The sequence below is a fragment of the Bradyrhizobium sp. BWC-3-1 genome, assembly GCF_032917965.1.
In the GTDB taxonomy this organism is placed as follows: domain Bacteria; phylum Pseudomonadota; class Alphaproteobacteria; order Rhizobiales; family Xanthobacteraceae; genus Bradyrhizobium; species Bradyrhizobium canariense_D.
The window spans coordinates 946,138-970,000 of the sequence record NZ_CP136625.1 but is presented as its reverse complement, the minus strand read 5'-3'; the positions used below and the strand labels follow the sequence as shown (position 1 = coordinate 970,000).

Sequence of the window (23,863 nt, the reverse complement as noted above, 5' to 3'; positions counted from 1 at the left end):
ATGTCACCCAGAACGTATCTTGGGCTCCATCTGTTTGTAGGTGTCCGGTTTCAGGTCTATTTCACTCCCCTCGTCGGGGTGCTTTTCACCTTTCCCTCACGGTACTGGTTCACTATCGGTCGCTGAGGAGTACTTAGGCTTGGAGGGTGGTCCCCCCGCGTTCAGACAGGATTTCACGTGTCCCGCCTTACTCGTGGATACATCATCGCATTACTCGTACGGGGCTATCACCCTCTAAGGCCCAGCTTTCCTGACTGGTTCCGATTGTCTTTGATGTATCACTGGCCTGGTCCGCGTTCGCTCGCCACTACTAACGGAGTCTCTGTTGATGTCCTTTCCTCCAGGTACTTAGATGTTTCAGTTCCCTGGGTTTGCTTGAAACCTCCTATGTATTCAGAAGTCTCATACCTTCTTTTGATAACCGGAAATCCAAAACCTCTTCGATCGAAATCTAAAGGCTTAGGCATCTCACATCTCTGTTCGAACCCCACACCACAGTCTTTCGACTGAGGTCTTGGAGTTCCGGCTATCGAAGGTGGGTTTCCCCATTCGGAAATCCATGGATCAAAGCTTCTTCGCAGCTCCCCACGGCTTATCGCAGCGTAGCACGTCCTTCATCGCCTCTCAGCGCCAAGGCATCCACCGAACACCCTTAAGGCACTTGATTGCTCTCATTATCAATGTCCACACACTCGGCAGAATGTTGTCTGCAGAACTACCTTGCGGCACGCGCCCTCGATGAACGCTATCTGCAGCCGGACAATGATTAGAAAGACCAGCTTGCTTCGTAAGATCGTTCCGATAGCGAGGCGGTCAAGCTTCGCTAAAAGGATCATTTACAACTCGCTTGTCTTTCAAAGCAGCCTTGTGAGCTACAATGGAAGACGCACGAGCGCCGAAATGATCCGGAGATAATGAAGTATCGCGCAACAATTACTTGTTGCCCGATCCAACTCGGATCGATCTCCTCTTTACGATGTCAGAAATCACGCAGCTTACTGTCCATCCGGACTAGTAAGTGCGAAGTGATGTTTCGCGGACGACGGTATGAGCAGCCGGTGATCAAACCATCTGGTGGAGCCAGACGGGATCGAACCGACGACCTCATGCTTGCAAAGCACGCGCTCTCCCAGCTGAGCTATGGCCCCGTAACCAGAAGACGAATGCTCACTCGATGAGTGTGGTGGGCCTGGGAAGACTTGAACTTCCGACCTCACGCTTATCAAGCGCGCGCTCTAACCAACTGAGCTACAAGCCCCTAACGCATATCCAGTCAAGGACCAGGGATTCTGCAAGGTTGCAGCCCCAGCGCGTGTTCGTCCGCGAAGAAAGAGAAACGAAGACGGCGAAATCCCGCCAATGCAGCTCAACGATCCTGACGACCGTTGGCCACTGATGTTTCTAAAACGGTTCGATAGAAGCAAGCTTCTGAAGAACCATCCTTAGAAAGGAGGTGATCCAGCCGCAGGTTCCCCTACGGCTACCTTGTTACGACTTCACCCCAGTCGCTGACCCTACCGTGGCCGGCTGCCTCCCTTGCGGGTTAGCGCACCGTCTTCAGGTAAAACCAACTCCCATGGTGTGACGGGCGGTGTGTACAAGGCCCGGGAACGTATTCACCGTGGCGTGCTGATCCACGATTACTAGCGATTCCAACTTCATGGGCTCGAGTTGCAGAGCCCAATCCGAACTGAGACGGCTTTTTGAGATTTGCGAAGGGTTGCCCCTTAGCGTCCCATTGTCACCGCCATTGTAGCACGTGTGTAGCCCAGCCCGTAAGGGCCATGAGGACTTGACGTCATCCCCACCTTCCTCGCGGCTTATCACCGGCAGTCTCCTTAGAGTGCTCAACTAAATGGTAGCAACTAAGGACGGGGGTTGCGCTCGTTGCGGGACTTAACCCAACATCTCACGACACGAGCTGACGACAGCCATGCAGCACCTGTGTTCCAGGCTCCGAAGAGAAGGTCACATCTCTGCGACCGGTCCTGGACATGTCAAGGGCTGGTAAGGTTCTGCGCGTTGCGTCGAATTAAACCACATGCTCCACCGCTTGTGCGGGCCCCCGTCAATTCCTTTGAGTTTTAATCTTGCGACCGTACTCCCCAGGCGGAATGCTTAAAGCGTTAGCTGCGCCACTAGTGAGTAAACCCACTAACGGCTGGCATTCATCGTTTACGGCGTGGACTACCAGGGTATCTAATCCTGTTTGCTCCCCACGCTTTCGTGCCTCAGCGTCAGTATCGGGCCAGTGAGCCGCCTTCGCCACTGGTGTTCTTGCGAATATCTACGAATTTCACCTCTACACTCGCAGTTCCACTCACCTCTCCCGAACTCAAGATCCTCAGTATCAAAGGCAGTTCTGGAGTTGAGCTCCAGGATTTCACCCCTGACTTAAAGACCCGCCTACGCACCCTTTACGCCCAGTGATTCCGAGCAACGCTAGCCCCCTTCGTATTACCGCGGCTGCTGGCACGAAGTTAGCCGGGGCTTATTCTTGCGGTACCGTCATTATCTTCCCGCACAAAAGAGCTTTACAACCCTAGGGCCTTCATCACTCACGCGGCATGGCTGGATCAGGCTTGCGCCCATTGTCCAATATTCCCCACTGCTGCCTCCCGTAGGAGTTTGGGCCGTGTCTCAGTCCCAATGTGGCTGATCATCCTCTCAGACCAGCTACTGATCGTCGCCTTGGTGAGCCATTACCTCACCAACTAGCTAATCAGACGCGGGCCAATCTTTCGGCGATAAATCTTTCCCCGTAAGGGCTTATCCGGTATTAGCACAAGTTTCCCTGTGTTGTTCCGAACCAAAAGGTATGTTCCCACGCGTTACTCACCCGTCTGCCGCTGACGTATTGCTACGCCCGCTCGACTTGCATGTGTTAAGCCTGCCGCCAGCGTTCGCTCTGAGCCAGGATCAAACTCTCAAGTTGGACTTGAACTTTGAACCGGCTGATCACAACGTTTTGACGAGGTCCCACCATTTTTCATCGACCGAAGTCGATGAGCTGCCCGCGATTCACATCGCTGGCAACGATGGTGTAACCTTAAAACGTGTACCGCCGAAGTCTTTCGTCCCCTCTCAGAACTCAAAAGCCGAAGCTCTTCAGTATCCGAGAGGCGCAAGGACTCCGCCGTCCACGTTTCTCTTTCTTCATCTTCACTTGTCAAACAGCCCGGGACCAGGAGGCCCCAACCTTCCAGAGAGGAAGGGTTCCGACACCCTTACCGACGATGGATGAACTCCAATCGACTTACGTCGACTGTTGTGTCACTCAACAAGGTGAGGAGCATCAGTGGCGCGTTCGCTCGCCTTGGTCAGTGACCCGGCGGCGCCGCGCTCAGTGGTCGGGTTATAGGCCCCGCCCATCGGGGTTGTCAACGACCATTGTCAGAAAATCGTCGCACGGTGGATTGTTCGAAAAATCCACGCGATTACAGCAGGTTAGAAAGTCGCTGAGCGGCTGGATCGCGCCGGCGCGGAGAAAAAACTCAAAAAAGTTTGGGCTCGAGAGGGCTCCGGAGGCGGCATGAGGCGACTTGGACGCGACTTGGATCGCTCGTCCCTGGAAGGCCCCTGACGCCCGGCCGTTCGGGAAACTTTTCCATATTAGGCGCCGTACTTGAGCCACAATCCCCCGGCGTTCTGGTACAGACAAAGCTTGAATCGCAGGGATGCCAGTGGGGGCTGCCGGCGGTTTGTGTGGGGTCAGAGGAAGGCGATCATACGATGAAGCGGCCTTCTTCAGACATTCGAGACACATCGAGAGATCTTTTTCCGCTTAGCTGTTCGTAAATTCGGCCGGTCCGACATCTGGGCCTTCTGACCGCGGACGCCTATGCGGCTTGCCTTTTCCAGAGACGCCCCGAAGAGGGCGGCTCAAGGAGGGGCTCGAAACAGGGTTGCTCGAAACGGGGCTGCTCGAAATCGGGCTCTCGGATCGTTGATTGGGGGACTTGGGTTGAACCATAGGACGTCACGCGGCGCTTACGGGCGTGAGACCGGGATCATCGATCTCGGCCACGAGCCGCCGCTGTCCGTCGATGGTTCGGAAGCCGCCGTCATCGATCGCCGCCGCGTCTCGGTGCAATGGTTCAGCGGGACGATTCTAACCGGACTTTGCGGCGCAGCCCTGATCGGCGGCGCCGTTTTCGCTTCGCTCGACGGCGAGATGACCTTCGCCAAGGTGCCGGAGCGCGTCGAAGGCGCGCTGCGCGGCGCATTCGGCGCAGCCGACCGCACCGCCACGCTGCACAAGAGCGACCGCCTGCCGCCGCCGAGCGAATCCACGGCCTCGCGCAACATCGTGCGCGTCTCGACCGTCGCCCGCGTCGGCAACCGCGACGTGATGCGGGTGCGTCCCTTCATCCGGATTGCCGGCAATCTGTCGATGACGACGAGCGATCTGTCGGCGAAGATCCCGCCATTCAACGCCCAGCGCCTTCTCACAGATGTCGGATCCGATCCGAAGGCGGCATCCGAGGATCCCAACAATCCGGAAGCCGTCGAACCCGACGCCGAGGTCTCGTTCGTCACCAAGGACCTCTCCCAGGTGCTGCCGAAAGCCAAGATTTCCGCAGTGGTGGCGCTCGACGACATCCTGATGCGGGTCCGCGATGCCGCCAACTGGCGCGGCAATGGCGGGGTGCGCTACGCCGCGCTCTCCAATGCTGCGGCCGACGTCTCCGGCGCGACCGGCCCGTCCGATATCAGAAGCGCCTACGCCACCGAAGTGTCGCCGTCCGATCCCTATGCCGGCTTCGAGACGCGCGTGGTGCCGGAAAACGTCACGCTGCTGCCGAAGACCAAAGAGCAGATCACCGGCGGAAATCCCAACGGCGAACGCGTCCACGTGGTCAAGAAGGGCGACAGCGTCGCCGGCGTGCTGCGCGATCTCGGCGCCACGGCCGAGGAGATCAAGGCGATCACCGCGACGCTTGGGCCGCGCGGCCGCGACGGCGGCCTGAAGGAAGGCGAGAAGCTGCGGATCCTGATGGCGCCCGCAAGCCCCGGCGCCCGCCTGCAGCCCTACCGCGTCGTCATCGCCAACGAGACCATGGTCGAGGCGATCGCGGCGCTGTCCGATCTCGGCAAATACGTCGCGGTCGACGTCTCCAGCATGAACACCGTCGCCGACGCGGCGGCGAACGCCAACAGCGACGACGATGACGATGATGACGGCACGGGCGTGCGGCTCTACCAGAGCATCTACGAGACCGCGATGCGCAACAAAGTGCCGATGCCCGTCATCGACGACATGATCAAGATCTATTCCTACGACGTCGATTTCCAGCGCAAGGTGGCGCCGGGCGATTCATTCGACGTGTTCTACGCCGGCGAAGACGAAGGCGTGACCGCGAGCGAAAAGAACGACGTGCTGTTCGCTTCGCTGACGCTCGGCGGCGAGACCAAGAAATACTACCGCTACCAGAGCCCCGATGACGGCGTCGTCGATTACTATGACGAGACCGGCAAGAGCGCGAAGAAGTTCCTGGTGCGCAAGCCCGTCAACAACGCCATCATGCGCTCCGGCTTCGGCGGCCGCCGTCACCCCATCCTCGGCTATGTGAAGATGCATACCGGCGTCGACTGGGCCACCTCCTACGGCACGCCGATCTTCGCCTCCGGCAATGGCGTGATCGAGAAGGCCGGCCCCGAGGGCGGCTACGGCAAATACATCCGCATCAAGCACAACAACGGCTACGAGACCGCTTATGGCCATATGTCGGCCTTCGCCAAGGGCATGGAGCCCGGCAAGAAGGTGCGGCAGGGCCAGGTGATCGGCTTCGTCGGTTCGACCGGCGCGTCGACCGGCCCGCACGTCCACTACGAAATCCTGGTCAACGGCCGCTTCGTCGATCCGCTGCGTGTGAAACTGCCGCGCGGCCGCTCGTTGGAAGGCCCGATGCTGGCCGGCTTCGAGAAGGAGCGCGACCGGCTCGACGGCATGATGAGCGGCCGCGCCGGTGCCATCGCCCGGATGTCGGACGCCACCGGCGGTCCGTTGCAGGTCACCAACAGGTAAAGCCGGCGAACCGGGCCGAGATCGGCCGGACATATTCAAGTACGATCCGGATTTGACGACGTCGCGCGGGGCCCGGCTTGGCCGCATCACAACGTCAAGTTTCGTTTGCCAAAGCGGCATGAGGAGCGAATACTTTCCAAAAAAGCGGGAGGTCTCGCCATGAAGAACAGGCTCGCCTGCGCAGCCTTCGTCGCTGCGGTCGTCTCCGCTACCAGTGTTTCGGCCGAAAACTGGGAGGTCACCAAGCTCGTTCCGGGCTCGGCGTTCCACGGCGTGCACGGGCTTGCGATCGACAAGGCCGGCCATCTGTTTGCCGGCAGCGTCGCGGGCGCGGCGCTCTACGAGGTCGACATCCCCGGCGGTAGCGCGAAGGTTGCAATCCCCGCCCCGATCGGAATGGCCGACGACATCGCATTCGCCCCCGACGGCACCATGGCCTGGACCGGATTCCTGGCCGGCGATCTTTATTCGCGCAAGGGCGACGGCCCGATCAAGAAACTCGCTTCAGGCCTTCCCGGCATCAACTCGCTCGCCTTCCGCAAGGACGGCAGGCTGTACGCCACCACCGTCTTCCTCGGCGACACGCTCTATGAGATCGACGTCGAGGGCGTCAAACCGCCGCGCCAGATCATGGAGAAGATGGGCGGCCTCAACGGCTTCGAGTTCGGTCCCGACGACAAGCTCTACGGTCCGCTCTGGTTCAAGGGACAGGTCGCAAAGGTCGACGTCGACAAGGCCGAGCTGACCGTCGTCGCGGACGGCTTCAAGGTCCCGGCCGCGGTGAACTTCGATTCCAAGGGCGATCTCTGGGTAGTCGACACCGCGCTCGGCCAGCTCGTTCGGGTCGATCCCAAGTCGGGCGCCAAGACCGTGGTCGCACAATTGAAGCCGTCGCTGGACAATCTCGCGATCGACGACAAGGACCGAATCTACGTCTCCAACATGGCCGATAACGGCATCCAGGAGGTCGATCCGGCGACCGGCCAGGCGCGGCAGGTGATCATCGGCAAGCTCGCCTTGCCCGGCGGCATCGGCGTCACGTCAGAGAACGGCAAGGATACGATCCACGTCGCCGACGTGTTCGCCTATCGCACGGTGGACGGCGCGACCGGCGAGGTCACCGAGAAGGCGCGCATGCACGCCGCCGGCGTCACGCTCGAATATCCGATGAGCGCAACGGCGAAGGGCAACGATGTGGTCCTATCGAGCTGGTTCACCGGCACGGTGCAGGTGATCGACGGCAAGACCGGGGCCACCCGCGACATGCTGCACGGCTTCAAGGCGCCGCACGACGCGCTCGTGCTCGCGGACGGCAGCATCCTGGTGGCCGAGTTCGGCACCAAATCGCTGGTCCGCGTCAGCGGCGAGCACGGCAAGGATCGCACCACACTGATCGGCGGCCTCGAGGGCCCGGTCGGGCTCGTCGCTGGATCGCGTGGCGAGGTCTATCTCACCGAAGCCTTTTCCGGCGTGATCTCGATGATCGAGAGCAACGGCGAAAAGACAGTCGTCGCCAAGGACCTGAAAATGCCCGAAGGCATCGCCCGCGCCAGAGACGGCAAGCTGATCGTAGCGGAGGTCGGCGCCAAACGGTTGATCGAAATCGTGCCGGAGACCGGCACGGTTACCGAGATCGCGGCCAATCTTCCAATCGGCCTCGTGGGTGCACCCGGAGGACTGCCGACGCACATTCCGACAGGCGTCGGCATCGGGGAATCCGGCACGATCTATTTCTCTTCTGACATCGAGAACGCGATCTACAAGCTCACGAAGAAATAGGTCGCCGCAGTAAGTTCGCCAACAACCCGCAAAACAAACCGCCCCGGAGAGGTTGACATCTCCGGGGCGGCTTGTTGCTTCAGGCTTCGAATGCCGACGATCAGTTCAGCTTCCGCTTCGACACCGGCGCCTCGAACTGGGCGATCTCCGCGGTCTGCGGCGCCTTGCCGTTGAAGGTCAGCACGTTGCCTTCGGAGGAGATCGCAACGTTGTCGCCGTCCTTGACGTCGCCGGCCAGGATCATCTCGGCGAGCGGATCCTGGACGTGACGCTGGATCACGCGCTTCAGCGGCCGTGCGCCGTAGGCGGGATCCCAGCCCTTGGCGGCGAGCCAGTCGCGGCCCGCAGCGTCGAGCGTCAGCACGATCTTGCGATCGATCAAAAGCTTTTGCAGCCGTGCGAACTGGATCTCGACGATCCGGCCCATCTCGCTCCTCTGCAAGCGATGGAACAGGATGATCTCATCGACGCGGTTCAAGAACTCTGGCCTGAAGTGCGCCCGCACCATGCCCATCACCTGCTCGCGCACGGCCGAGGTATCCTCGCCCTCCGGCTGGTTCACCAGAAACTCCGAACCGAGGTTCGAGGTCATGATGATCAGCGTGTTGCGGAAGTCGACGGTGCGGCCCTGGCCGTCGGTGAGGCGGCCGTCGTCGAGCACCTGCAACAGCACGTTGAACACGTCGGGATGCGCCTTCTCGATCTCGTCGAACAGCACGACCTGGTAGGGCCGGCGCCGCACCGCTTCGGTGAGCGCACCGCCCTCGTCATAACCGACATAGCCCGGAGGCGCGCCGATCAGCCGCGAGACCGAGTGCTTCTCCATGTACTCGGACATGTCGAGGCGGACCATCGCGGTCTCGTCGTTGAACAGATACTCGGCGAGCGCTTTCGTCAGCTCGGTCTTGCCGACGCCGGTGGGCCCGAGGAACATGAACGAGCCGGTCGGCCGGTTCGGGTCCTGCAGCCCCGCGCGCGAACGGCGAACGGCGGTCGCGACCGCACGCACGGCCTCGGCCTGGCCGACGACGCGCTTGCCGAGCGAGTCCTCCATCCGCAGGAGCTTGTCTTTCTCGCCTTCGAGCATCTTGTCGACGGGCACGCCGGTCCAGCGCGAGACCACCTGCGCGATGTGGTTGGCGGTGACCGCCTCCTCCATCATCTCGCCGGAGTTCTCCTTGGCCTCGATCTCCGCAAGCTGCTTTTCCAATTCGGGGATCCGGCCATAGGCCAGCTCGCCGGCCTTCTGGAATTCACCGCGCCGTTGTGCGTTGGCAAGTTCAACCCGCAAGCCGTCGAGCTCGGCCTTCAGTTTCTGAGCGTCGGAGAGCTTGTTCTTCTCCGCGCTCCAGCGTGCGGTGAGCGCCGCGGACTTCTCCTCGAGATCGGCCAGCTCCTTCTCCAGCGTCTGCAGGCGGCTCTTCGACCCGGCATCGCTTTCTTTCTTCAACGCTTCCTGTTCGATCTTCAGCCGGATGATTTCCCGATCCATCGAATCCAGCTCTTCCGGCTTGGAATCGACCTGCATCTTGAGCCGCGCGGCCGCCTCGTCCATGAGGTCGATGGCCTTGTCCGGCAGGAAGCGGTCGGTGATGTAGCGGTTGGACAGGGTCGTGGCGGCGACCAGCGCGGAATCGGTGATCCGCACGCCGTGGTGCTGCTCGTATTTGTCCTTCAGCCCGCGCAGAATGGAGATCGTATCCTCGACCGAGGGCTCGCTGACGAAGATCGGCTGGAATCGCCGCGCCAGCGCCGCGTCCTTTTCGACGTGCTTCTGGTACTCGTCGAGCGTGGTGGCGCCGATGCAGTGCAGCTCGCCGCGGGCGAGCGCAGGCTTGAGCAAATTGGACGCGTCCATCGCGCCATCGCCCTTACCAGCGCCGATCAGCGTGTGCATCTCGTCGATGAACAGGACGAAATTACCATCGCTCCCGGTCACCTCCTGCAGCACGGCCTTCAGCCGCTCCTCGAACTCGCCGCGATATTTTGCACCTGCAATCAGCGAGCCGAGGTCGAGCGACAGCAGCTTCTTGTCCTTCAGGCTCTCCGGCACGTCACCGTTGACGATGCGCAGCGCCAAGCCCTCGGCGATGGCGGTCTTGCCGACGCCGGGTTCGCCGATCAGGACGGGATTGTTCTTGGTCCGGCGCGACAGCACCTGGATCGTGCGGCGGATCTCCTCGTCGCGGCCGATGACCGGGTCGAGCTTGCCGTCGCGCGCCGCCTGAGTGAGGTCGCGGGCATATTTCTTCAGCGCGTCATACGCGTTCTCGGCCGTGGCGGAGTCCGCCGTTCGGCCCTTGCGCAGCGCTTCGATCGCCGCGTTGAGGTTTTGCGGGGTGACGCCGCCCTTGGCCAGGATCGCGCCCGCCTCGCTGGTCTTCTCCAGCGCCAGGCCGAGCAGCAGCCGCTCGACGGTGACAAAGCTGTCGCCGGCCTTCTCGCCAGCCTTTTCGGCGGCGTCGAAGGTGCGCGCGAGTTCGGGCGCCAGATAGATCTGGCCGGCTCCGCCGCCAGAGACCTTCGGCACCTTGTTCAGGGCGTCCTCGGTCGCCTTCAGGATTGCGCGGGAATTGCCGCCGGCGCGGTCGATCAGGCCGGCAGCGAGGCCTTCATTGTCGTCCAGCAGCACCTTCAGGACGTGCAGGGTCGAAAACTGCTGGTGCCCTTCGCGCACCGCAAGCGACTGCGCGGACTGGACGAAGCCTCTGGAGCGTTCGGTATATTTTTCGATGTTCATTTCGTGGTCTTTCCCTCGGCCTGCCCCTGGAGCCCTCAAAGGCACTCCAAACGGCATCTTCATTGGGTTTCCGATTACCGCATTGACGTTTCTCAACCGGCAACGGTCGTTATCAGCCGGCGCTGGCGCCGGCCTGACCCAGATGTGGGAAGCGAGGCCTCGGACCGGAAGAGGCGAGTTCACAATTTCGTGCGCGGATCCGCCCGCTTGGCGCCGGTGGGCCGAATCCCCTAAGTAGCGGCATGACACCCAGCGCAATGACAATCAGCCAGACCGCCGAGATCACCGGGCTCTACCGCTACCCGATCAAGGGCCTGACGCCGGAGGCCCTGCCCCGCGTCTCCCTGCGAGCCGGCCAGACCCTGCCCGCCGACCGCCGCTACGCCATCGAGAACGGCCCGAGCGGCTTCGATCCGGAAGCACCGCAGTGGAAGCCGAAGATCCAGTTCCTGATGCTGGCGCGGAATGAGCGGCTAGCTTCGCTCGACAGCCGGTTCGAGGACGCGACCAATTGCCTGACCATCCGCAAGGACGGCCAGATCGTCGCCAGCGGCGATCTCGAGACCGCCGCCGGGCGCGCCGCCATCGAGGACTATTTCAGGGAAAAATTTCAGCCGGAGCTGAAGGGCCCGCCCAAGATCCTGTCCGGCCGCGACCACAGCTTTTCCGACGTCGCCCGCAAGGTCGTGTCCATCATCAATCTCGACAGCGTCCGCGCGCTCGAGACCATGCTCGGCGGCGCCGCCGTCCACCCGCTACGCTTCCGCGCCAATCTCTACGTGAAGGGCTGGCCGGCCTGGTCCGAGCTCGACCTCGTCGGCCAGACGCTCGCGATCGGACAGGCCCGGCTGCAAGTGGTCAAGCGCATCAAGCGCTGCCCGGCCACCAATGTCGACCCTGATACCGCCAAGCGCGATCTCGAAATCCCCGCCACGCTCTCGAGCAATCTCGGCCACATGGACTGCGGCATCTATGCCGAGGTGATCGCTGAAGGCGACATCGGCGTGGGCGACGCGGTTGCATTGGAACAGCCGAAGCTGGTGTGACGCTGCGCGCTGGCCCCGCTCCGCCATTGCGAGCGAAGCGAAGCAATCCAGGAATGCGCCCGCGGAGACAGTCTGGATTGCTTCGTCGCTTCGCTCCTCGCAATGACGGCCGTCAGTTCGGCATCACATACGCATAGATCCGGCCGCGCGAGACCGGTGCTTCGCGAACGCGGTTGCCGTTGTTGCCGGAGATCATGATCGGATTGCCCTGCGCGTCGACACCGGTGATGATGCCGACATGACCGCCCCGGCCACCACGCGACATCACTGCGATGGCGCCGACCTGCGGACCGGACACGCGCGTGCCGTAATGCGCGAACGAATTCGCCATGTCGGAGCCGGTGCCACGATGACCGGTCTTTTCGAGCACCATGTTCATGAAGCGCGCGCACCACAGGCTACCGCGACCGGTCGGATTGCCGCCGACATAGCGGCGTGCCTCGGACACGAGGCCCGACCCACCGCCGAAGCCGCCGCCGCTCGTCGCGCTATTGGCCATGCCGCCGTCATTCGCGTTAGTGGCTATCCCACCTCCACGCCTCATAATTCGACGGCTGGCGCGCGTGGTCATCTCACCGCTGGTAACCATTCCAGCGTTGCCGCTCATGGCCATTCCACGGCTGCCGCTCATGGCCATTCCACCACTGCCGCTCATAGCCGTTCCAGCGCTGCCGCTTATGGCGATGCCGCCGCTATTGGCGTTCGGATCATAGCTGGCGAAGGTGTTGCCGAAGCCGTTCGCCTGCAATTGCGCCGCGCCGCGCTCGAAGCGCGAGCCGCGTGCATGCCGGTAATGATGATGTCTGCTGGCGTGATGCGCGTAAGCGTGCCGCTCTGCGCTATGACGATGAGGTCGTGCTGACGCCGGAGAAGTGAAGGCGGCGAACGCCGCGAAGAAAACAGCCAGCGCGACGACACAGCGCGACAGGCGAGACGCAAACAACTCGAACATTCTTCATCCTTCGTTGACACCCCACTTCCCCGTCGGCCCGTGCGGTGGCCGACATCCGCGGGCTGTATCAGTATCCTGATGTGGCGAGAACAAGACGCGGCCCCTAAGAATTTGGACGATGATTAATAAGTGCTACCATCGTATGCGCTGACCGCAGGACGGCATTCCAAAGCCGCAGCCACCTCAGGGAGAAAACCGGATGCCTCACGCCCTCACGAAGGACAATTGTCGACTCTATTTCGAAGAAGCGGGCACGGGCACGCCGATTATTTTTCTGCACGAATTCGCGGCCGACTACACCAATTGGGAGCCGCAGATGCGCTACTTCTCGCGCGGCCATCGCTGCATCACCTATTCCGCACGCGGCTACACGCCATCGGACGTGCCTGATGGCGAGGTCTACGGCTACACGCATTTCTACACCGATGCGCTCGCGGTGCTCGATCATCTGAAGATCGATCGCGCGCACTTCGTCGGCCTCTCGATGGGCGCCTATTCGTCGCTCCAGATCGGGCTCAACGCGCCCCAACGTGCGCTGTCGATGACGCTCGCCGGCGTCGGCTCGGGCTCGGAGATCGAGAACCTCGACGCCTGGCGCCAGCAGTGCCGCGCCAACGCGGAGCAATTCGAGATGCTCGGCTCAGCCGAAGTCGCAAAAGTCACGCGCGAGGCGCCGAGCCGGATTCCCTTCCTGGTGAAGGACCCGCGCGGTCACGCCGATTTCTATGCCGCCCTGGCGCGGCACGACGCCAAGGGATCAGCGCGGACGATGCGCGGCTTCCAGGCCGGCCGTCCCTCGATCTTTACGATGACGGACGCGATCAGAGCGGCCACGACGCCGGCACTCATCATCTGCGGCGACGAGGACGATCCGTGCGTGGGCGCAAGCCTGTTCCTGAAGAAGCATCTGCCGGCGGCAGGGCTCGCCATGTTTCCAAAGTCCGGCCACGTCCTCAATCTCGAAGAGCCAGCGCTGTTCAACGAAATGGTGGAACGGTTCGTCACGCTGGTGGAAGCGGGAAGATGGCCGGTGCGCGACCCGAGGTCACTGGCGGCGCATTAGCGCGAAGGCGTCACCAGGTACTGGGTCGCGTAGATGGGGTAACGGGCCGGCCTACTTCCTGCCGCCCCGCGTCAGCAGAAACACGCCCTGCTCGCCGAACAGATTCCACACCCACCAGGGCATCCGCAGCCGCAGCGGACGGCCGTAGAGGTCGAGCGCCTCGGCACGTTCCATCTTGACGTCGATCGCGTCGCAGAGCTCGACGAAATCCTTGATAGTGCAGAAATGGATGTTGGCGGTGTCATACCAGCTTGCGGGCAGGTTCTCCGTGCGCGGCATGTGGCCGCCGATCAGGAGCTGGAGCCGCATCTTCCAGAAGCCGAAATTCGGGAACGACACGATGGCGCGGCGGCCGATGCGCAGCAAATTCTCCAGCACCACTTTCGGCTGCCGCGTCGCCTGCAACGTCTGCGACAGGATCACGTAGTCGAAGGCGTCATCCGGATAATTCACGAGGTCGGTGTCGGCATCGCCCTGCACCACCGCAAGACCCTTGGCGACGCAGCGGTTGACGCCCTCGCGCGACAGCTCGATGCCGCGGCCGTCGACGCCGCGGGTTTCCAGCAGTTGGAGCAGGTCGCCCTCGCCGCAGCCGACGTCGAGCACCTTCGAGCCCGGCTTGACCATCTCGGCCACCAGCACATGGTCCGCGCGAAAATCACCGGGTTGCCCGGCCACAACGCCGCCGAGCGGCAACGTTTCCTGTACAGACATGCCTAGTCGTCCTTGTTAAGCATTCCTGGCGGTAAGCCCGCGCGCCTTGCCCGCCGATTGCAGGAAGGCACGGGCGATGTCGAAGAACTCGGGCACGTCGAGCAGGAACGCGTCGTGACCGCGATCGGTCTCGATTTCGGCGAACGACACCCGCGCGCTCGACGCATTCAGCGCGTGCACCAGCGCGCGCGATTCCGAGGTCGGGAACAGCCAGTCGCTGGTGAAGGAGACCACGCAGAAGCGGGTCTGGATTCCCGCGAACGCCTTCGCCAGCACGCCACCATGGTCGGCGGCGATGTCGAAATAGTCCATCGCGCGGGTCAGATAGAGATAGGAGTTGGCGTCGAAGCGCTCGACGAAGGACGAGCCCTGGTAGCGCAGATACGACTCAACCTGGAAGTCGGCGTCGAAAGAGAAAGTCGGCAGCTCGCGGTCCTGCATGCGCCGCCCGAATTTTCGATGCAGCGCGGCGTCGGAGAGATAGGTGATGTGCGCCGCCATCCGGGCGACAGCGAGGCCACGATGCGGATGGATGCCTCGATCGGCATAGCCGCCATGGTGCCAGTCGGGGTCGGCCATCACCGCCTGGCGGCCAAGCTCGTGGAACGCGATGTTCTGCGCCGAGTGTCGTGTCGAGCAGGCAATCGCCAGCGCGGAGAACACGCGACTCGGATACGCCGCAGTCCATTGCAGCACTTGCATGCCGCCCATCGAGCCGCCGACGACCGCGAACAGCGTGTCGATGCCGAGCCGGTCGATCAGCATCGCCTGCGCGCGCACCATGTCGGGGATGGTGATGACGGGGAAATCGAGCCCCCAAACCTTGCCGGTCGCGGGATTGATCGAGGCCGGGCCGGTCGAGCCCATGCAGCCGCCGATCACGTTGGAGCAGATGATAAAATATTCGTTGGGATCGAGCGGCCGGCCGGGGCCGACCAAGGTCTCCCACCAGCCGGGCTTGCCGGTGACAGGGTGCACGTTGGCGACGTGCTGGTCGCCGGTCAGCGCATGGCAGATCAGGATCGCGTTGGAGCGATCGGCATTCAGCTCGCCGTAGGTCTGGTAGGCGATCTGGAACGGGCTGAGATCGACCCCGCAGTCGAGCCGCAGCGGCTGCTCCGAGCCGAACTGCGCGACGTGCGAACTCGGATGATCCACCTCGTGCGACCGCTCGTCGGCGGTGATCGCGGGACTCGGAATGGACTGGACGCCAACCATCTGACCATCGACCTCGTTTGCGATCGTAGAAGTGACCGCATTGACATCAGGCCATGAAAAACCCGGCCTGAACGATAGGTTCGGCCGGGATCGAAAGCGTCCCCGGCCTGTTTAGCGAGTTTTTTAACGTGGCTGCAAGCCGGCCGGCTCAAATGACCACGGAACGGGTAAAAACTACCGTCTTGGACGGTTTTCGTCAAGTCACGGCCCGGATCAACCAAATTCGCCTGTCGCGCCACGGGCGGAAAGGGCCCGATTTCTCTTTGCATTTCTCTTTGCTTTCGCAGCCCCGACTGCCTAATCAGGATATCCATCACAGCGGTGACGGCTCGACTGATCCGCATTGGAACGCCTCTCAGCAGCACCCGTCAGACATGTCCCAACGTCCGCCCGCGCCACCATCACTCCAGGAATTGCGTAAGGAGATCGACGCGATCGACGAAGGCATGCATCGCCTGCTGATGCAACGCGGCGACATCATCGACCGCCTGATCCAGGTGAAGCAGACCCAGGAGGTCGGCTCGGCGTTCCGCCCGGCACGCGAGGCCTCCATGATGCGCGACCTCGTGCAGCGTCATCGCGGCATCCTGCCGCTCGACACCGTCGAGAGCATCTGGCGCGTCATCATCGCGACCTTCACCTATGTCCAGGCCCCGTTCTCGGTCCACGCCGACATCTCGGCGAGCGAGCCGGCCATGCGCGATTCCGCGCGATTCCATTTCGGCTTCACCGTGCCTTACGTCGCGCATTTCAGCGCGCAGGCGGCGGTCGAGGCCGTCGCGAAGTCCAAGGGCGACCTGGCGCTGGTCTCGGCGACCTCCAGCCGCACACCATGGTGGCTGGAGCTGGAAGAAGCCGGCGCGCCAAAGATCATCGCGCGGCTGCCCTTCGTCGAGCGCGCCGACCATCCGGCGGCGTTGCCCGTGTTCGCGGTCTCGCGCGTCGCCGACAGCGCGCTGGTGACGGAGGTCGAGACCTTCAGCGTGCGCGTCTCTGGGTGGAATGCGGAGGTCGCGCGCGCCCTGTCGCCGCTCGCCGAGATCGTGGCGGTGCCCGACACCGCCTTCGACGGCGCCGCGCTGCTGGTCTCGGTCACCGCGACAAGCAGCATCGACAAGATCAAGGCTGCCCTGATCGAAGCGGGGGCCTCGGTGCGCTCCACGGCCCTCGTCGGCAGCCACGCAACGCGCTATACGGTGCCCCCGACCGGGTCGAAATCGTAAGTCGCGAACCGCTTAAGCCAGTCCGGAGTTGAAGATGTCCCGCCCCGTGCCGAATCCCGGCATTCTCGATATTGCGCCCTATACGCCCGGCAAGACCCCGGTGGCAGAGCCCGGCCGCAAGGTGTTCAAGCTCTCGGCCAACGAGACGCCGTTCGGGCCCTCGCCGAAGGCGAGCGAGGCGTTCAAGCAGGTGGCGGATCATCTGGAAGACTATCCGGAAGGAACCTCGCGCGTGCTGCGCGAAGCAATCGGGCGCACCTTCGGGCTCGATCCCAACCGCATCATCTGCGGCGCCGGCTCGGACGAGATCCTCAACCTGCTCGCCCACACCTATCTCAGCCACGGTGACGAGGCGATCTCGACCACGCACGGCTTTCTAGTCTATCCGATCGCGACCATGGCGGTCGGCGCGAAGAATGTCATCGCGGCCGAGAAGAACCTCACCTGCGATGTCGACGCCATCCTCAAGGCGGTGACGCCGAAGACAAAGCTGGTCTGGCTCGCCAACCCCAACAATCCGACCGGCACCTATGTGCCGTTCGACGAGGTCAAGCGCCTGCGCGCCGGCCTGCCCTCGCACGTGCTGCTGGTGCTGGACGCAGCCTATTGCGACTACGTCTCGCGCAATGATTACGAGATGGGGATCGAGCTGGTCGCGACCACCGAAAACACGGTGGTGACCCACACCTTCTCCAAGATCCATGGACTTGCGGCGCTGCGCATCGGCTGGATGTTCGGCCCCGAGCACATCATCGATGCGGTCAACCGCATCCGGGGTCCCTTCAACGTGTCGACGCCGGCCATGTACGCCGCCGTTGCCGCGATCGAGGACACAGCGCACCAGGCCATGTCGAAGCAGTTCACCGAGACCTGGCGCGACTGGCTCGCCGAGGAGATCGGCAAGCTCGGGCTGAAGGTGACGCCGAGCGTCGCCAATTTCGTGCTGATCCACTTCCCGACCGAGGGCAAGACCTCGGACGCAGCCGACGCCTTCCTCACCAAGCGCGGGCTGGTGCTGCGCGGCTTGAAGAACTACGGCCTGCCGCATTCGCTACGCATGACCATCGGCACCGAGGAGGCCAACCGCCTCGTCGTCGAGGGCCTGCGCGACTTCATGGCCGGACGATGAGCGCGACCCCGCACTTCCAGCGCGTTGCGCTGATCGGCTTCGGCCTGATCGGGGGCTCGATCGCACGCGCCGCGAAGCTCCAGGGCCTGGCTTCCGAGATCGTCACCACCGCGCGCTCGGAGAAGACGCGCGCACGCGTGATGGAGCTCGGCATCGTCGATCAGGTCGTCGCGACCAATGCGGAAGCCGTGAAGGACGCCGATCTCGTCATCCTCTGCATTCCCGTCGGCGCCTGCGGCCCGGTGGCGCAGGAGATCTCCGCGCATCTCAAACCCGGCGCGATCATCTCCGACGTCGGCTCGGTCAAGGGCGCCATCGTCAGGGATATGGCGCCGCACCTGCCGGAAGGCGTCCATTTCGTGCCGGCGCATCCCGTCGCAGGCACCGAGCATTCGGGTCCCGATTCCGGCTTCGCCGAGCTCTTCATCAACCGCTGGTGCATCCTCACCCCGCCGGAGGGCGTTGATGCGGCTGCCACCGATCGCCTGCGCGCGTTCTGGGCGGCGATGGGTGCCAAGGTCGAGATCATGACGCCGGATCATCATGATCTCGTGCTCGCGATCACCAGCCATCTGCCGCATCTGATCGCCTACACCATCGTCGGCACCGCCGACGAGCTGGCGCAGGTGACGGAGTCAGAGGTCATCAAGTTCTCCGCCGGCGGCTTTCGCGACTTCACGCGCATCGCCGCCTCCGATCCGACGATGTGGCGCGACGTCTTCCTCGCCAACAAGGAAGCCGTGCTGGAGATGCTCGGCACCTTCACTGAGGATCTGGCAAAGCTCACCCGCGCGATCCGCCGCGGCGATGGCGAGGCGCTGTTCGACCACTTCACCCGCACCCGCGCCATCCGCCGCGGCATTGTCGAAATCGGCCAGGATTCGGCCGCGCCCGATTTCGGCCGGCCGCATGCGCAGCTCGGCAACAAGCCGTAGCACCGAAGTGGCCCGGATGGAGCGCAAGCGTAATCCGGGACTTCCGTCGCTTGAGGCAGGATTCCCGGATCGCGCTTCGCTCCATCCGGGCTACGAGCCTGCGTGGCTCCGTGACTAGAATGGGTAGTACCGGATCTGCGTCATGACGACGTTGTCGTCGGTCTTCGGCGCGCCGCCGACGCCGGCGAACGCGAACCGTTGCGTGTAGGAATATTGCAGGCCGGCTTTGAGCGTCCCGAAATTGCCTTGGTAGATGGTGTCGTAGATCCCGGCCGTGATCTGCCGAACCTCCCTGGTGTTGCCGTTGCAGGTCGCGCCCGCCGAGTTTTCGGTGAAGCAGCCGGTGTTGTTGTAGAGCGGATTGCCGTAGCCGAACGGCACCGTTCCAACATTGGCGAAATTCGCCTTGGCCTTTTCGAGGCCTGCATAGGAGTAGACATCGAGGCTGGGAGTCGCGTGCCAGATCAGGCCGACGGCGGCCGCCGTGATCGTCAGCGGGAGGATGGTGCCGTCCTGCGCCACCGCCGCGTCGGCGAACGGTGTTGCCGTGAAGCGGCCCAGCACGCCGTGCGAGCCATAGAGCTGAAGATCGAGGGTTTTCGGAATCAGCTCGACGAAGATGTGTCCGCCGAAGCTTCCGGTGTCGTAGGGGTGGTTGGCGTTGTTGAAACGGTCGAACAGCTGGCGGTAGAGCGCCCACCCCTCGACATGCAACTTATAGGGCCCGAGCCTTGGGTCCCAGGCGGCCTTGACCGTGACGTCGGGCACCTGATTCAGGCAAGAAATCCCGGAACGGATTCGAAGTCGATCACGCCGGGCGCATCGACGCCACGAGGATCGATGCCGGACTTGGTCGGCGCGTTCAGCGACCAGGATTGCCCGGCGAGGAAGTGAAGACCGAGATCGCTGCGGTCCAGTTCCAGGCTGAGCTGCCGCATGCGCGGATTGAACGAGTTGGTCGCAACCGAGCTCGCCGTCTGAGCCGCACCTTCGAAATCGATCTCGCCATAACCCGCGAGGTGCGTGTCGGCATCGGCATTGCCCTCGGCCAGCACCGAGAACCTGCTCTGACGTGCCGAGAAGCGCGTTTCCGGGATGTTGAAGTTGCGGCTCTGCTGATAGGGGATGAAGTTGTAGACCGAGCCGGTATCGGAAGCGAGATTGCGCGAGCGGTAGACGCCGGTGAGATCGACCCAGCCACCGAAGGTCAACGTCACGCCCTTGTAGCAGACCTTGCCGGCCGCACATGGATCGGCGGCGAGCGCCTTGTAACTTGCTGGTAACTGAACGGCCTTCGCCTGCGCTTCACCCTGTCGCGTCTTGCGCGCCTCGGAGTCCACGCGCTGCTGGAGCTCCTTCAGCTTCGCCTTCAGCGAGTGGATTTCAGTTGTGACATTGTCGTCGGCATGCGCCTGCCCTGAACAGGCAGCGAGAATACCCAGCATCAGTCCGCAATTGATGATCCGCACTTGAAGCTTCCTCCATTTGGGAAGCGGATTGGATTCCGCGCGCCATCTCCGGCGCATGCATGCTTCCCTGGTGTGGAGTGATTTGAATGCGGCTGCGGTTATTCGCGGCGCCGTGCATCTTCTGCATCACGTTTTCCTGACGATCCTGTTTGGAATATTTTCGTTGGCTGTCGATCCGCACGCGCGACTGTCGCGATTGTCCAAGGCAACTTTTCAAGGCCTCGTTCAAGGCAACGCGCATTGGGCCCGGCCGGGACATGACCGGGCCCAGTTCGCGACGGCCAAGTGGTGGATGGCGGCTATTTGCCCTTGGTCGCGCGCATCACCGTTGGGCGCGGTGATTTCGGCGAGGGGACGAAGGCCATCGTCTCCCGCGTCGTGGGATTCGAGACGTTGCGATCACCGTTCGGATACATCGAGGCGTATGCTGCCGGCTCCTGCGACTGCCATTGCCACTGCGCGAACGCGGGCGTCGCGAGCGTGGTCGAGATGGCGATACCGGCAATGAACAGCCTGGACTTGGTCATGATATCTCTCCTGCCTGGGCGACCGCATCATCGTGCGGCCGACATGGAGAGAGAGCGGAGTTTGCGGCTCGGCATTCCCGGCCGGTCATCACGATCCGGCGAAGCGGCCGTGAGTTCAGCTCGTAACCCGCATGGAGGGAGTTACGACAGCTGAGGGCGATGAATGGAGAGAGGAGACTCTGAATCCATCCTACTGCTTCGCGCTACGACTAATCTTTCCCGGCTTGAACAGCTCGAGGTCGATGGCCTGTCCCATCGCCAGATATCCGGTGCGGTTGGGATGAAGCTTGTCGCCGGCGCCACCAGTCGTGCTTTCGGGAACGAACTCCGGCTTGAGGCCACCCGAGGCCGGATCGAGCGTCGCCCGATCAAAATCGATTACACCGTCGAATGTCCCCGAGCTACGGATGAATGCGTTGAGCGCCTTGCGCTTGTCATCCTGCTCGGGAAAACCATGTGCCGCGCTGGTGCTACCCAATGCCGAAACGACGGTGGCGCCGATGATCCGGGCTTGCGGCCATTTCGCACGTAGCCTCGCGACGCCATCCTTCATCGCGGCGATGACTTGGTCGGCGGTAAAATTGCCGTTCTTGCTGAAATCGTTGATACCTTCCAGCCAGATCAGGCTCGATATGCCGGACAGCGACAGCACGTCACGCTCGAGCCGCTGGCCCGAAGCGGGGCCGCCCGCGTACGGTTTGTCGGGACCATATTCGGCCGGGCCTGCGATTTGGTTGCCACCGATGCCGCCATTCACTACGGCAACCTTGTTGCCGTAGACCGCCTTCAGGCGACGCGACAGCACGTTGGGCCAGCGATCCTCGCCATTCATGGTTGAGGCGGTCCCGTCGGTAATCGAATCCCCAAACGCCATGATGGCGAAGGCATCGGCAGGCGCAGTCATCTCGATCGCATCGAGGAAGAACCATGACGCAGTCGCATAGGGGAAGGAAGCCTCGTCTTCCAGGGCGCCCTTCGCGCCGGCGCCGGGCGCACTGACATAGGAGGTGGTCAGCGCTTTGGCGTGCCAGGTCATCGGACCGCTCTGGCCGGCGACATGAAAACTGACCGCAAGCCGGCGGCCGGCGAGGTCATCGGGCCGCTTTGCAAACGGCAGCGCGATCGCATCGCTCCAGACCGAATTCCCCGGCGACACCGTAACGGAAGCCGTGCCGGCGAACGTAACCGGAATGTTGGAGCCGCGGATCAACGCGGCACTGCCCGACTGCAGGCCGACGTAAACGCCGTCAAACGTGACGGGTTTGGTGCCGAAGGCGTTGCTGAGCCGGATGCGGGCCTGACGGCCCCAGATATCCGGCCGCACGATCAGGCGAAAGGTCTGGTCCCGCGCACCGGCCGCAGGCTCGGGAAACGCGAATTTCTGTTCGGGCTGGGCTGACGGATTGCCGACGGGGTATGGGCCCTGAACCGCGCCCGTCCAGGACACCACCCAATGTTCGCTATCCTTGGCGGTTGCGGTCTGAAGCGAGGCAACGAGCAGCGATGCTGCCACGAGACAATTCAACGCGCGCATTGTTTCCCCCGAACCCCAGATAATTTGGCCGCGACCTTAGAGCCGTCAGTTGGTCTTCAATAGGGCGGCAGAACGCTACCTGTCCAGACGCGCTGACGCACTCCTCGCCCGACGCAGGAGAGAACCTCGCAGGTTGCGTCACCGGCGCCGACAAGAAGCTCTTCGCAGAAGCGATCTGTTCACAGTTTCGAACGCATCAGACGGACCGAGCTGTCCGCCCGGCAGGTTTATGAATTCACGACCTTAATACAGCGGCGGGATCTGGCCGACCTTGACCGGGCCGAGCAGCACGGCGCCGTCGACGAACTTCAGCGGGAAGCTGCGAGCCTTCTTGCCTTCCAGCGTGCTCTCGGTGCCGATCGAATTGATGCCGGCGGCAACGCCGGCATTGGCGTTCTGCTTGATGACCTTGCCGAGGCCGGGAACGGCGCGGTCGAGCGCACCGAACAGATTGTTGAGGTCCTGCGACTTCACGCCGGGCGCGACGCGGTCGAGGGTTGCCTGCGGCACCCCCTCCTCCAGCATCTTCTCGATGCCGAGCGCGGGGATCACGCGCTCGAGACCCGTCACCGTCATCTGCAATTCGCCATCGAGACGGCCGTTGGCCGAGAGCCCGAGCGTGCCGGCCGCAACCGCGATCATCTCGCCCTGCTGGATCCGGGACTGTACGATCTCGATATGGCCGCCGGCGGCCTGGATCTCGCGGAAGCGCTGCGGCCACGGCTTTGGCGTGAGGTCGGACAGTCCGGTGATCTTCGCCCGCGTGTCGGCCTCGAACGGCTCGGCGAGCAGCGGATGAACGCCCTGGATACTGCCCTGCGCGATCTGGAGCACGGTCTCGATCACGGGATGGTCGGACGGCGATCCATCCGCGAGGCGTCCATGCAGCTCGACCTGTTTCGCGCGCGCGAGCGGCACCTGCACGCTGCCGTCGACACGATTGACCGTCGGCTCCTCGAACACGATGGAGGCGCGCTCCGGCACGGCGGGCAGGCCGACCACGCTGCTGCGCCCCTTGCTCCAGTTCACCACGAAGGTGCTCTGCGTGACGCCGTCAGTGAGCGTCGCGGGTGCGGTAAATTCCGCGATGACGCGCTTGGGATCGTAGACCTGGGCGACGACCAGGATGTTGTCGAGCTTCGCCGTGAACGGCGTCTTGCTGGCGTTCTGCGACACCAGGGCGACGCTGGCGCCCGAACACTGGACCTCGAAGCGGAAGGGGAAGCCCGCGATCGAGCGCTTGGCGCAATCATAGACGCGGCCGGATTTGGCCTCCTGCGCGCGCCAGGCATCGGCGGCGATTTCGGCCTGCGACGCCGCATAGAACCAGAAGCAGCTCCACGCCACCGCGAGGATCAGGAGGATGACAGGGGCGATGAAAAGGCCCCAGCGGGAGCGCCGGCGTGCGGCAACGGTCATATCGGACATGCGGCGACCCTTTGACCCCTGATTTTGTCAAATGTAAGCGAGGTTGGCGTGCTCCGAAAGGCGGAGAATTCGCTTCGC

The 23,863-nt window shown here is 62.9% G+C and carries 16 protein-coding genes, 2 tRNA genes, 2 rRNA genes and 1 riboswitch (1 of these 21 cut by a window edge); of the genes, 7 read left to right on the top strand and 13 right to left on the bottom strand.

The genetic code is table 11. The annotated features are described in order from the left end of the window. From RX329_RS04715 to RX329_RS04700, 4 genes are all read right to left on the bottom strand, one after another. Positions 1-667: ribosomal RNA gene (locus RX329_RS04715) — 23S ribosomal RNA — on the bottom strand; it reaches 2,206 nt to the left of the window's first position. A gap of 405 nt (positions 668-1,072) precedes the next feature. Further along, positions 1,073-1,148: transfer RNA gene (locus tag RX329_RS04710), tRNA-Ala, on the bottom strand. A gap of 33 nt (positions 1,149-1,181) precedes the next feature. Then, positions 1,182-1,258 (bottom strand) — tRNA-Ile (locus RX329_RS04705). Positions 1,259-1,446: 188 nt separating this feature from the next. Further along, positions 1,447-2,935 (bottom strand): 16S ribosomal RNA (locus RX329_RS04700). Together the 16S and 23S rRNA genes with 2 tRNA genes alongside form the textbook arrangement of a ribosomal RNA operon. A 1,029-nt stretch (positions 2,936-3,964) precedes the next feature. Here RX329_RS04700 and RX329_RS04695 point away from each other — a divergent pair. Both RX329_RS04695 and RX329_RS04690 read left to right on the top strand, forming a co-directional pair. Further along, positions 3,965-6,028, top strand: coding sequence for a M23 family metallopeptidase (locus RX329_RS04695; protein ID WP_085385476.1), 2,064 nt, complete (start codon positions 3,965-3,967; stop codon positions 6,026-6,028). 159 nt (positions 6,029-6,187) lie between these two features. Then, entirely contained in the window at positions 6,188-7,807 is a 1,620-nt protein-coding gene (locus RX329_RS04690) for a hypothetical protein (RefSeq protein WP_317245515.1), read from the top strand. Positions 7,808-7,907: 100 nt separating this feature from the next. Here RX329_RS04690 and clpB read toward each other — a convergent pair whose 3' ends face one another. After that, positions 7,908-10,547, bottom strand: coding sequence for an ATP-dependent chaperone ClpB (gene clpB, locus RX329_RS04685; protein ID WP_018453270.1), 2,640 nt, complete (start codon positions 10,545-10,547; stop codon positions 7,908-7,910). Between the two features lie 257 nt (positions 10,548-10,804). Between clpB and RX329_RS04680 the strand changes: the two genes are divergently transcribed. Then, the gene (locus RX329_RS04680) at positions 10,805-11,593 is read left to right on the top strand and encodes an MOSC domain-containing protein (RefSeq protein ID WP_085361205.1); all 789 of its coding nucleotides are present in this window, start codon (positions 10,805-10,807) and stop codon (positions 11,591-11,593) included. Positions 11,594-11,705: 112 nt separating this feature from the next. On the opposite strand, the gene RX329_RS04675 is transcribed toward RX329_RS04680, so the two are convergent. Beyond that, a complete protein-coding gene (locus tag RX329_RS04675) occupies positions 11,706-12,545 on the bottom strand; it encodes a TIGR02594 family protein (RefSeq protein WP_018453268.1) in 840 nt (279 codons plus the stop codon). 199 nt (positions 12,546-12,744) lie between these two features. Between RX329_RS04675 and RX329_RS04670 the strand changes: the two genes are divergently transcribed. Then, a complete protein-coding gene (locus tag RX329_RS04670) occupies positions 12,745-13,608 on the top strand; it encodes an alpha/beta fold hydrolase (RefSeq protein WP_085361204.1) in 864 nt (287 codons plus the stop codon). Positions 13,609-13,659: 51 nt separating this feature from the next. On the opposite strand, the gene metW is transcribed toward RX329_RS04670, so the two are convergent. Together metW and RX329_RS04660 are read right to left on the bottom strand one after the other, a co-directional pair. Further along, on the bottom strand, positions 13,660-14,322 hold the full coding sequence (gene metW / locus RX329_RS04665; protein WP_085361203.1) for a methionine biosynthesis protein MetW: 663 nt from the start codon (positions 14,320-14,322) through the stop codon (positions 13,660-13,662). 15 nt (positions 14,323-14,337) lie between these two features. Continuing rightward, positions 14,338-15,540, bottom strand: a complete 1,203-nt coding sequence (locus RX329_RS04660; RefSeq protein ID WP_085361202.1) for a homoserine O-acetyltransferase MetX — start codon at positions 15,538-15,540, stop codon at positions 14,338-14,340. Between the two features lie 90 nt (positions 15,541-15,630). Further along, a riboswitch (SAM riboswitch) is annotated at positions 15,631-15,710 on the bottom strand. Between the two features lie 204 nt (positions 15,711-15,914). Between RX329_RS04660 and RX329_RS04655 the strand changes: the two genes are divergently transcribed. Genes RX329_RS04655 through RX329_RS04645 form a run of 3 tightly spaced genes read left to right on the top strand, consistent with a single transcriptional unit; the run spans position 15,915 to position 18,827 of the window. Then, positions 15,915-16,763 carry a chorismate mutase gene (locus tag RX329_RS04655; protein WP_085361201.1) on the top strand — a complete coding sequence of 283 codons (849 nt, stop codon included), beginning with the start codon at positions 15,915-15,917 and terminating at the stop codon, positions 16,761-16,763. Positions 16,764-16,797: 34 nt separating this feature from the next. Next, positions 16,798-17,892 carry a histidinol-phosphate transaminase gene (hisC, locus tag RX329_RS04650; protein ID WP_085361286.1) on the top strand — a complete coding sequence of 365 codons (1,095 nt, stop codon included), beginning with the start codon at positions 16,798-16,800 and terminating at the stop codon, positions 17,890-17,892. Beyond that, positions 17,889-18,827 carry a prephenate/arogenate dehydrogenase family protein gene (locus RX329_RS04645; RefSeq protein WP_018453262.1) on the top strand — a complete coding sequence of 313 codons (939 nt, stop codon included), beginning with the start codon at positions 17,889-17,891 and terminating at the stop codon, positions 18,825-18,827. Before hisC ends, RX329_RS04645 begins: the two co-directional genes overlap by 4 nt. Positions 18,828-18,941: 114 nt before the next feature. Here the strand turns inward: RX329_RS04645 and RX329_RS04640 are convergent, their stop codons facing one another. The 5 genes from RX329_RS04640 to RX329_RS04620 form a co-directional block, all read right to left on the bottom strand. Then, entirely contained in the window at positions 18,942-19,595 is a 654-nt protein-coding gene (locus RX329_RS04640; RefSeq protein WP_240543319.1) for a hypothetical protein, read from the bottom strand. A gap of 5 nt (positions 19,596-19,600) precedes the next feature. Beyond that, positions 19,601-20,296, bottom strand: a complete 696-nt coding sequence (locus tag RX329_RS04635; RefSeq protein WP_240543318.1) for a hypothetical protein — start codon at positions 20,294-20,296, stop codon at positions 19,601-19,603. 299 nt (positions 20,297-20,595) lie between these two features. Beyond that, complete coding sequence (locus RX329_RS04630; RefSeq protein WP_085361200.1) at positions 20,596-20,823, bottom strand: hypothetical protein; 228 nt, start codon at positions 20,821-20,823, stop codon at positions 20,596-20,598. 190 nt (positions 20,824-21,013) lie between these two features. Continuing rightward, positions 21,014-22,357 (bottom strand): GDSL-type esterase/lipase family protein, encoded by a 1,344-nt coding sequence (locus RX329_RS04625; RefSeq protein WP_085361199.1) that lies wholly within the window; start codon positions 22,355-22,357, stop codon positions 21,014-21,016. A 243-nt stretch (positions 22,358-22,600) separates the two neighbouring features. Further along, a complete protein-coding gene (locus RX329_RS04620; protein WP_085361198.1) occupies positions 22,601-23,785 on the bottom strand; it encodes a DUF2125 domain-containing protein in 1,185 nt (394 codons plus the stop codon). Positions 23,786-23,863: the final 78 nt, after the last annotated feature.

What these genes read in the sequence shown, in the direction of transcription:
- RX329_RS04630 (WP_085361200.1), bottom strand. Translation starts at nt 20,823, where the DNA reads ATGACCAAGTCCAGGCTGTTCATTGCCGGTATCGCCATCTCGACCACG.
- hisC (WP_085361286.1), top strand. Translation starts at nt 16,798, where the DNA reads ATGTCCCGCCCCGTGCCGAATCCCGGCATTCTCGATATTGCGCCCTAT.
- RX329_RS04660 (WP_085361202.1), bottom strand. Translation starts at nt 15,540, where the DNA reads ATGGTTGGCGTCCAGTCCATTCCGAGTCCCGCGATCACCGCCGACGAG.
- metW (WP_085361203.1), bottom strand. Translation starts at nt 14,322, where the DNA reads ATGTCTGTACAGGAAACGTTGCCGCTCGGCGGCGTTGTGGCCGGGCAA.
- RX329_RS04655 (WP_085361201.1), top strand. Translation starts at nt 15,915, where the DNA reads ATGTCCCAACGTCCGCCCGCGCCACCATCACTCCAGGAATTGCGTAAG.
- RX329_RS04680 (WP_085361205.1), top strand. Translation starts at nt 10,805, where the DNA reads ATGACAATCAGCCAGACCGCCGAGATCACCGGGCTCTACCGCTACCCG.
- RX329_RS04645 (WP_018453262.1), top strand. Translation starts at nt 17,889, where the DNA reads ATGAGCGCGACCCCGCACTTCCAGCGCGTTGCGCTGATCGGCTTCGGC.
- clpB (WP_018453270.1), bottom strand. Translation starts at nt 10,547, where the DNA reads ATGAACATCGAAAAATATACCGAACGCTCCAGAGGCTTCGTCCAGTCC.
- RX329_RS04675 (WP_018453268.1), bottom strand. Translation starts at nt 12,545, where the DNA reads ATGTTCGAGTTGTTTGCGTCTCGCCTGTCGCGCTGTGTCGTCGCGCTG.
- RX329_RS04690 (WP_317245515.1), top strand. Translation starts at nt 6,188, where the DNA reads ATGAAGAACAGGCTCGCCTGCGCAGCCTTCGTCGCTGCGGTCGTCTCC.
- RX329_RS04625 (WP_085361199.1), bottom strand. Translation starts at nt 22,357, where the DNA reads ATGCGCGCGTTGAATTGTCTCGTGGCAGCATCGCTGCTCGTTGCCTCG.
- RX329_RS04620 (WP_085361198.1), bottom strand. Translation starts at nt 23,785, where the DNA reads ATGTCCGATATGACCGTTGCCGCACGCCGGCGCTCCCGCTGGGGCCTT.
- RX329_RS04670 (WP_085361204.1), top strand. Translation starts at nt 12,745, where the DNA reads ATGCCTCACGCCCTCACGAAGGACAATTGTCGACTCTATTTCGAAGAA.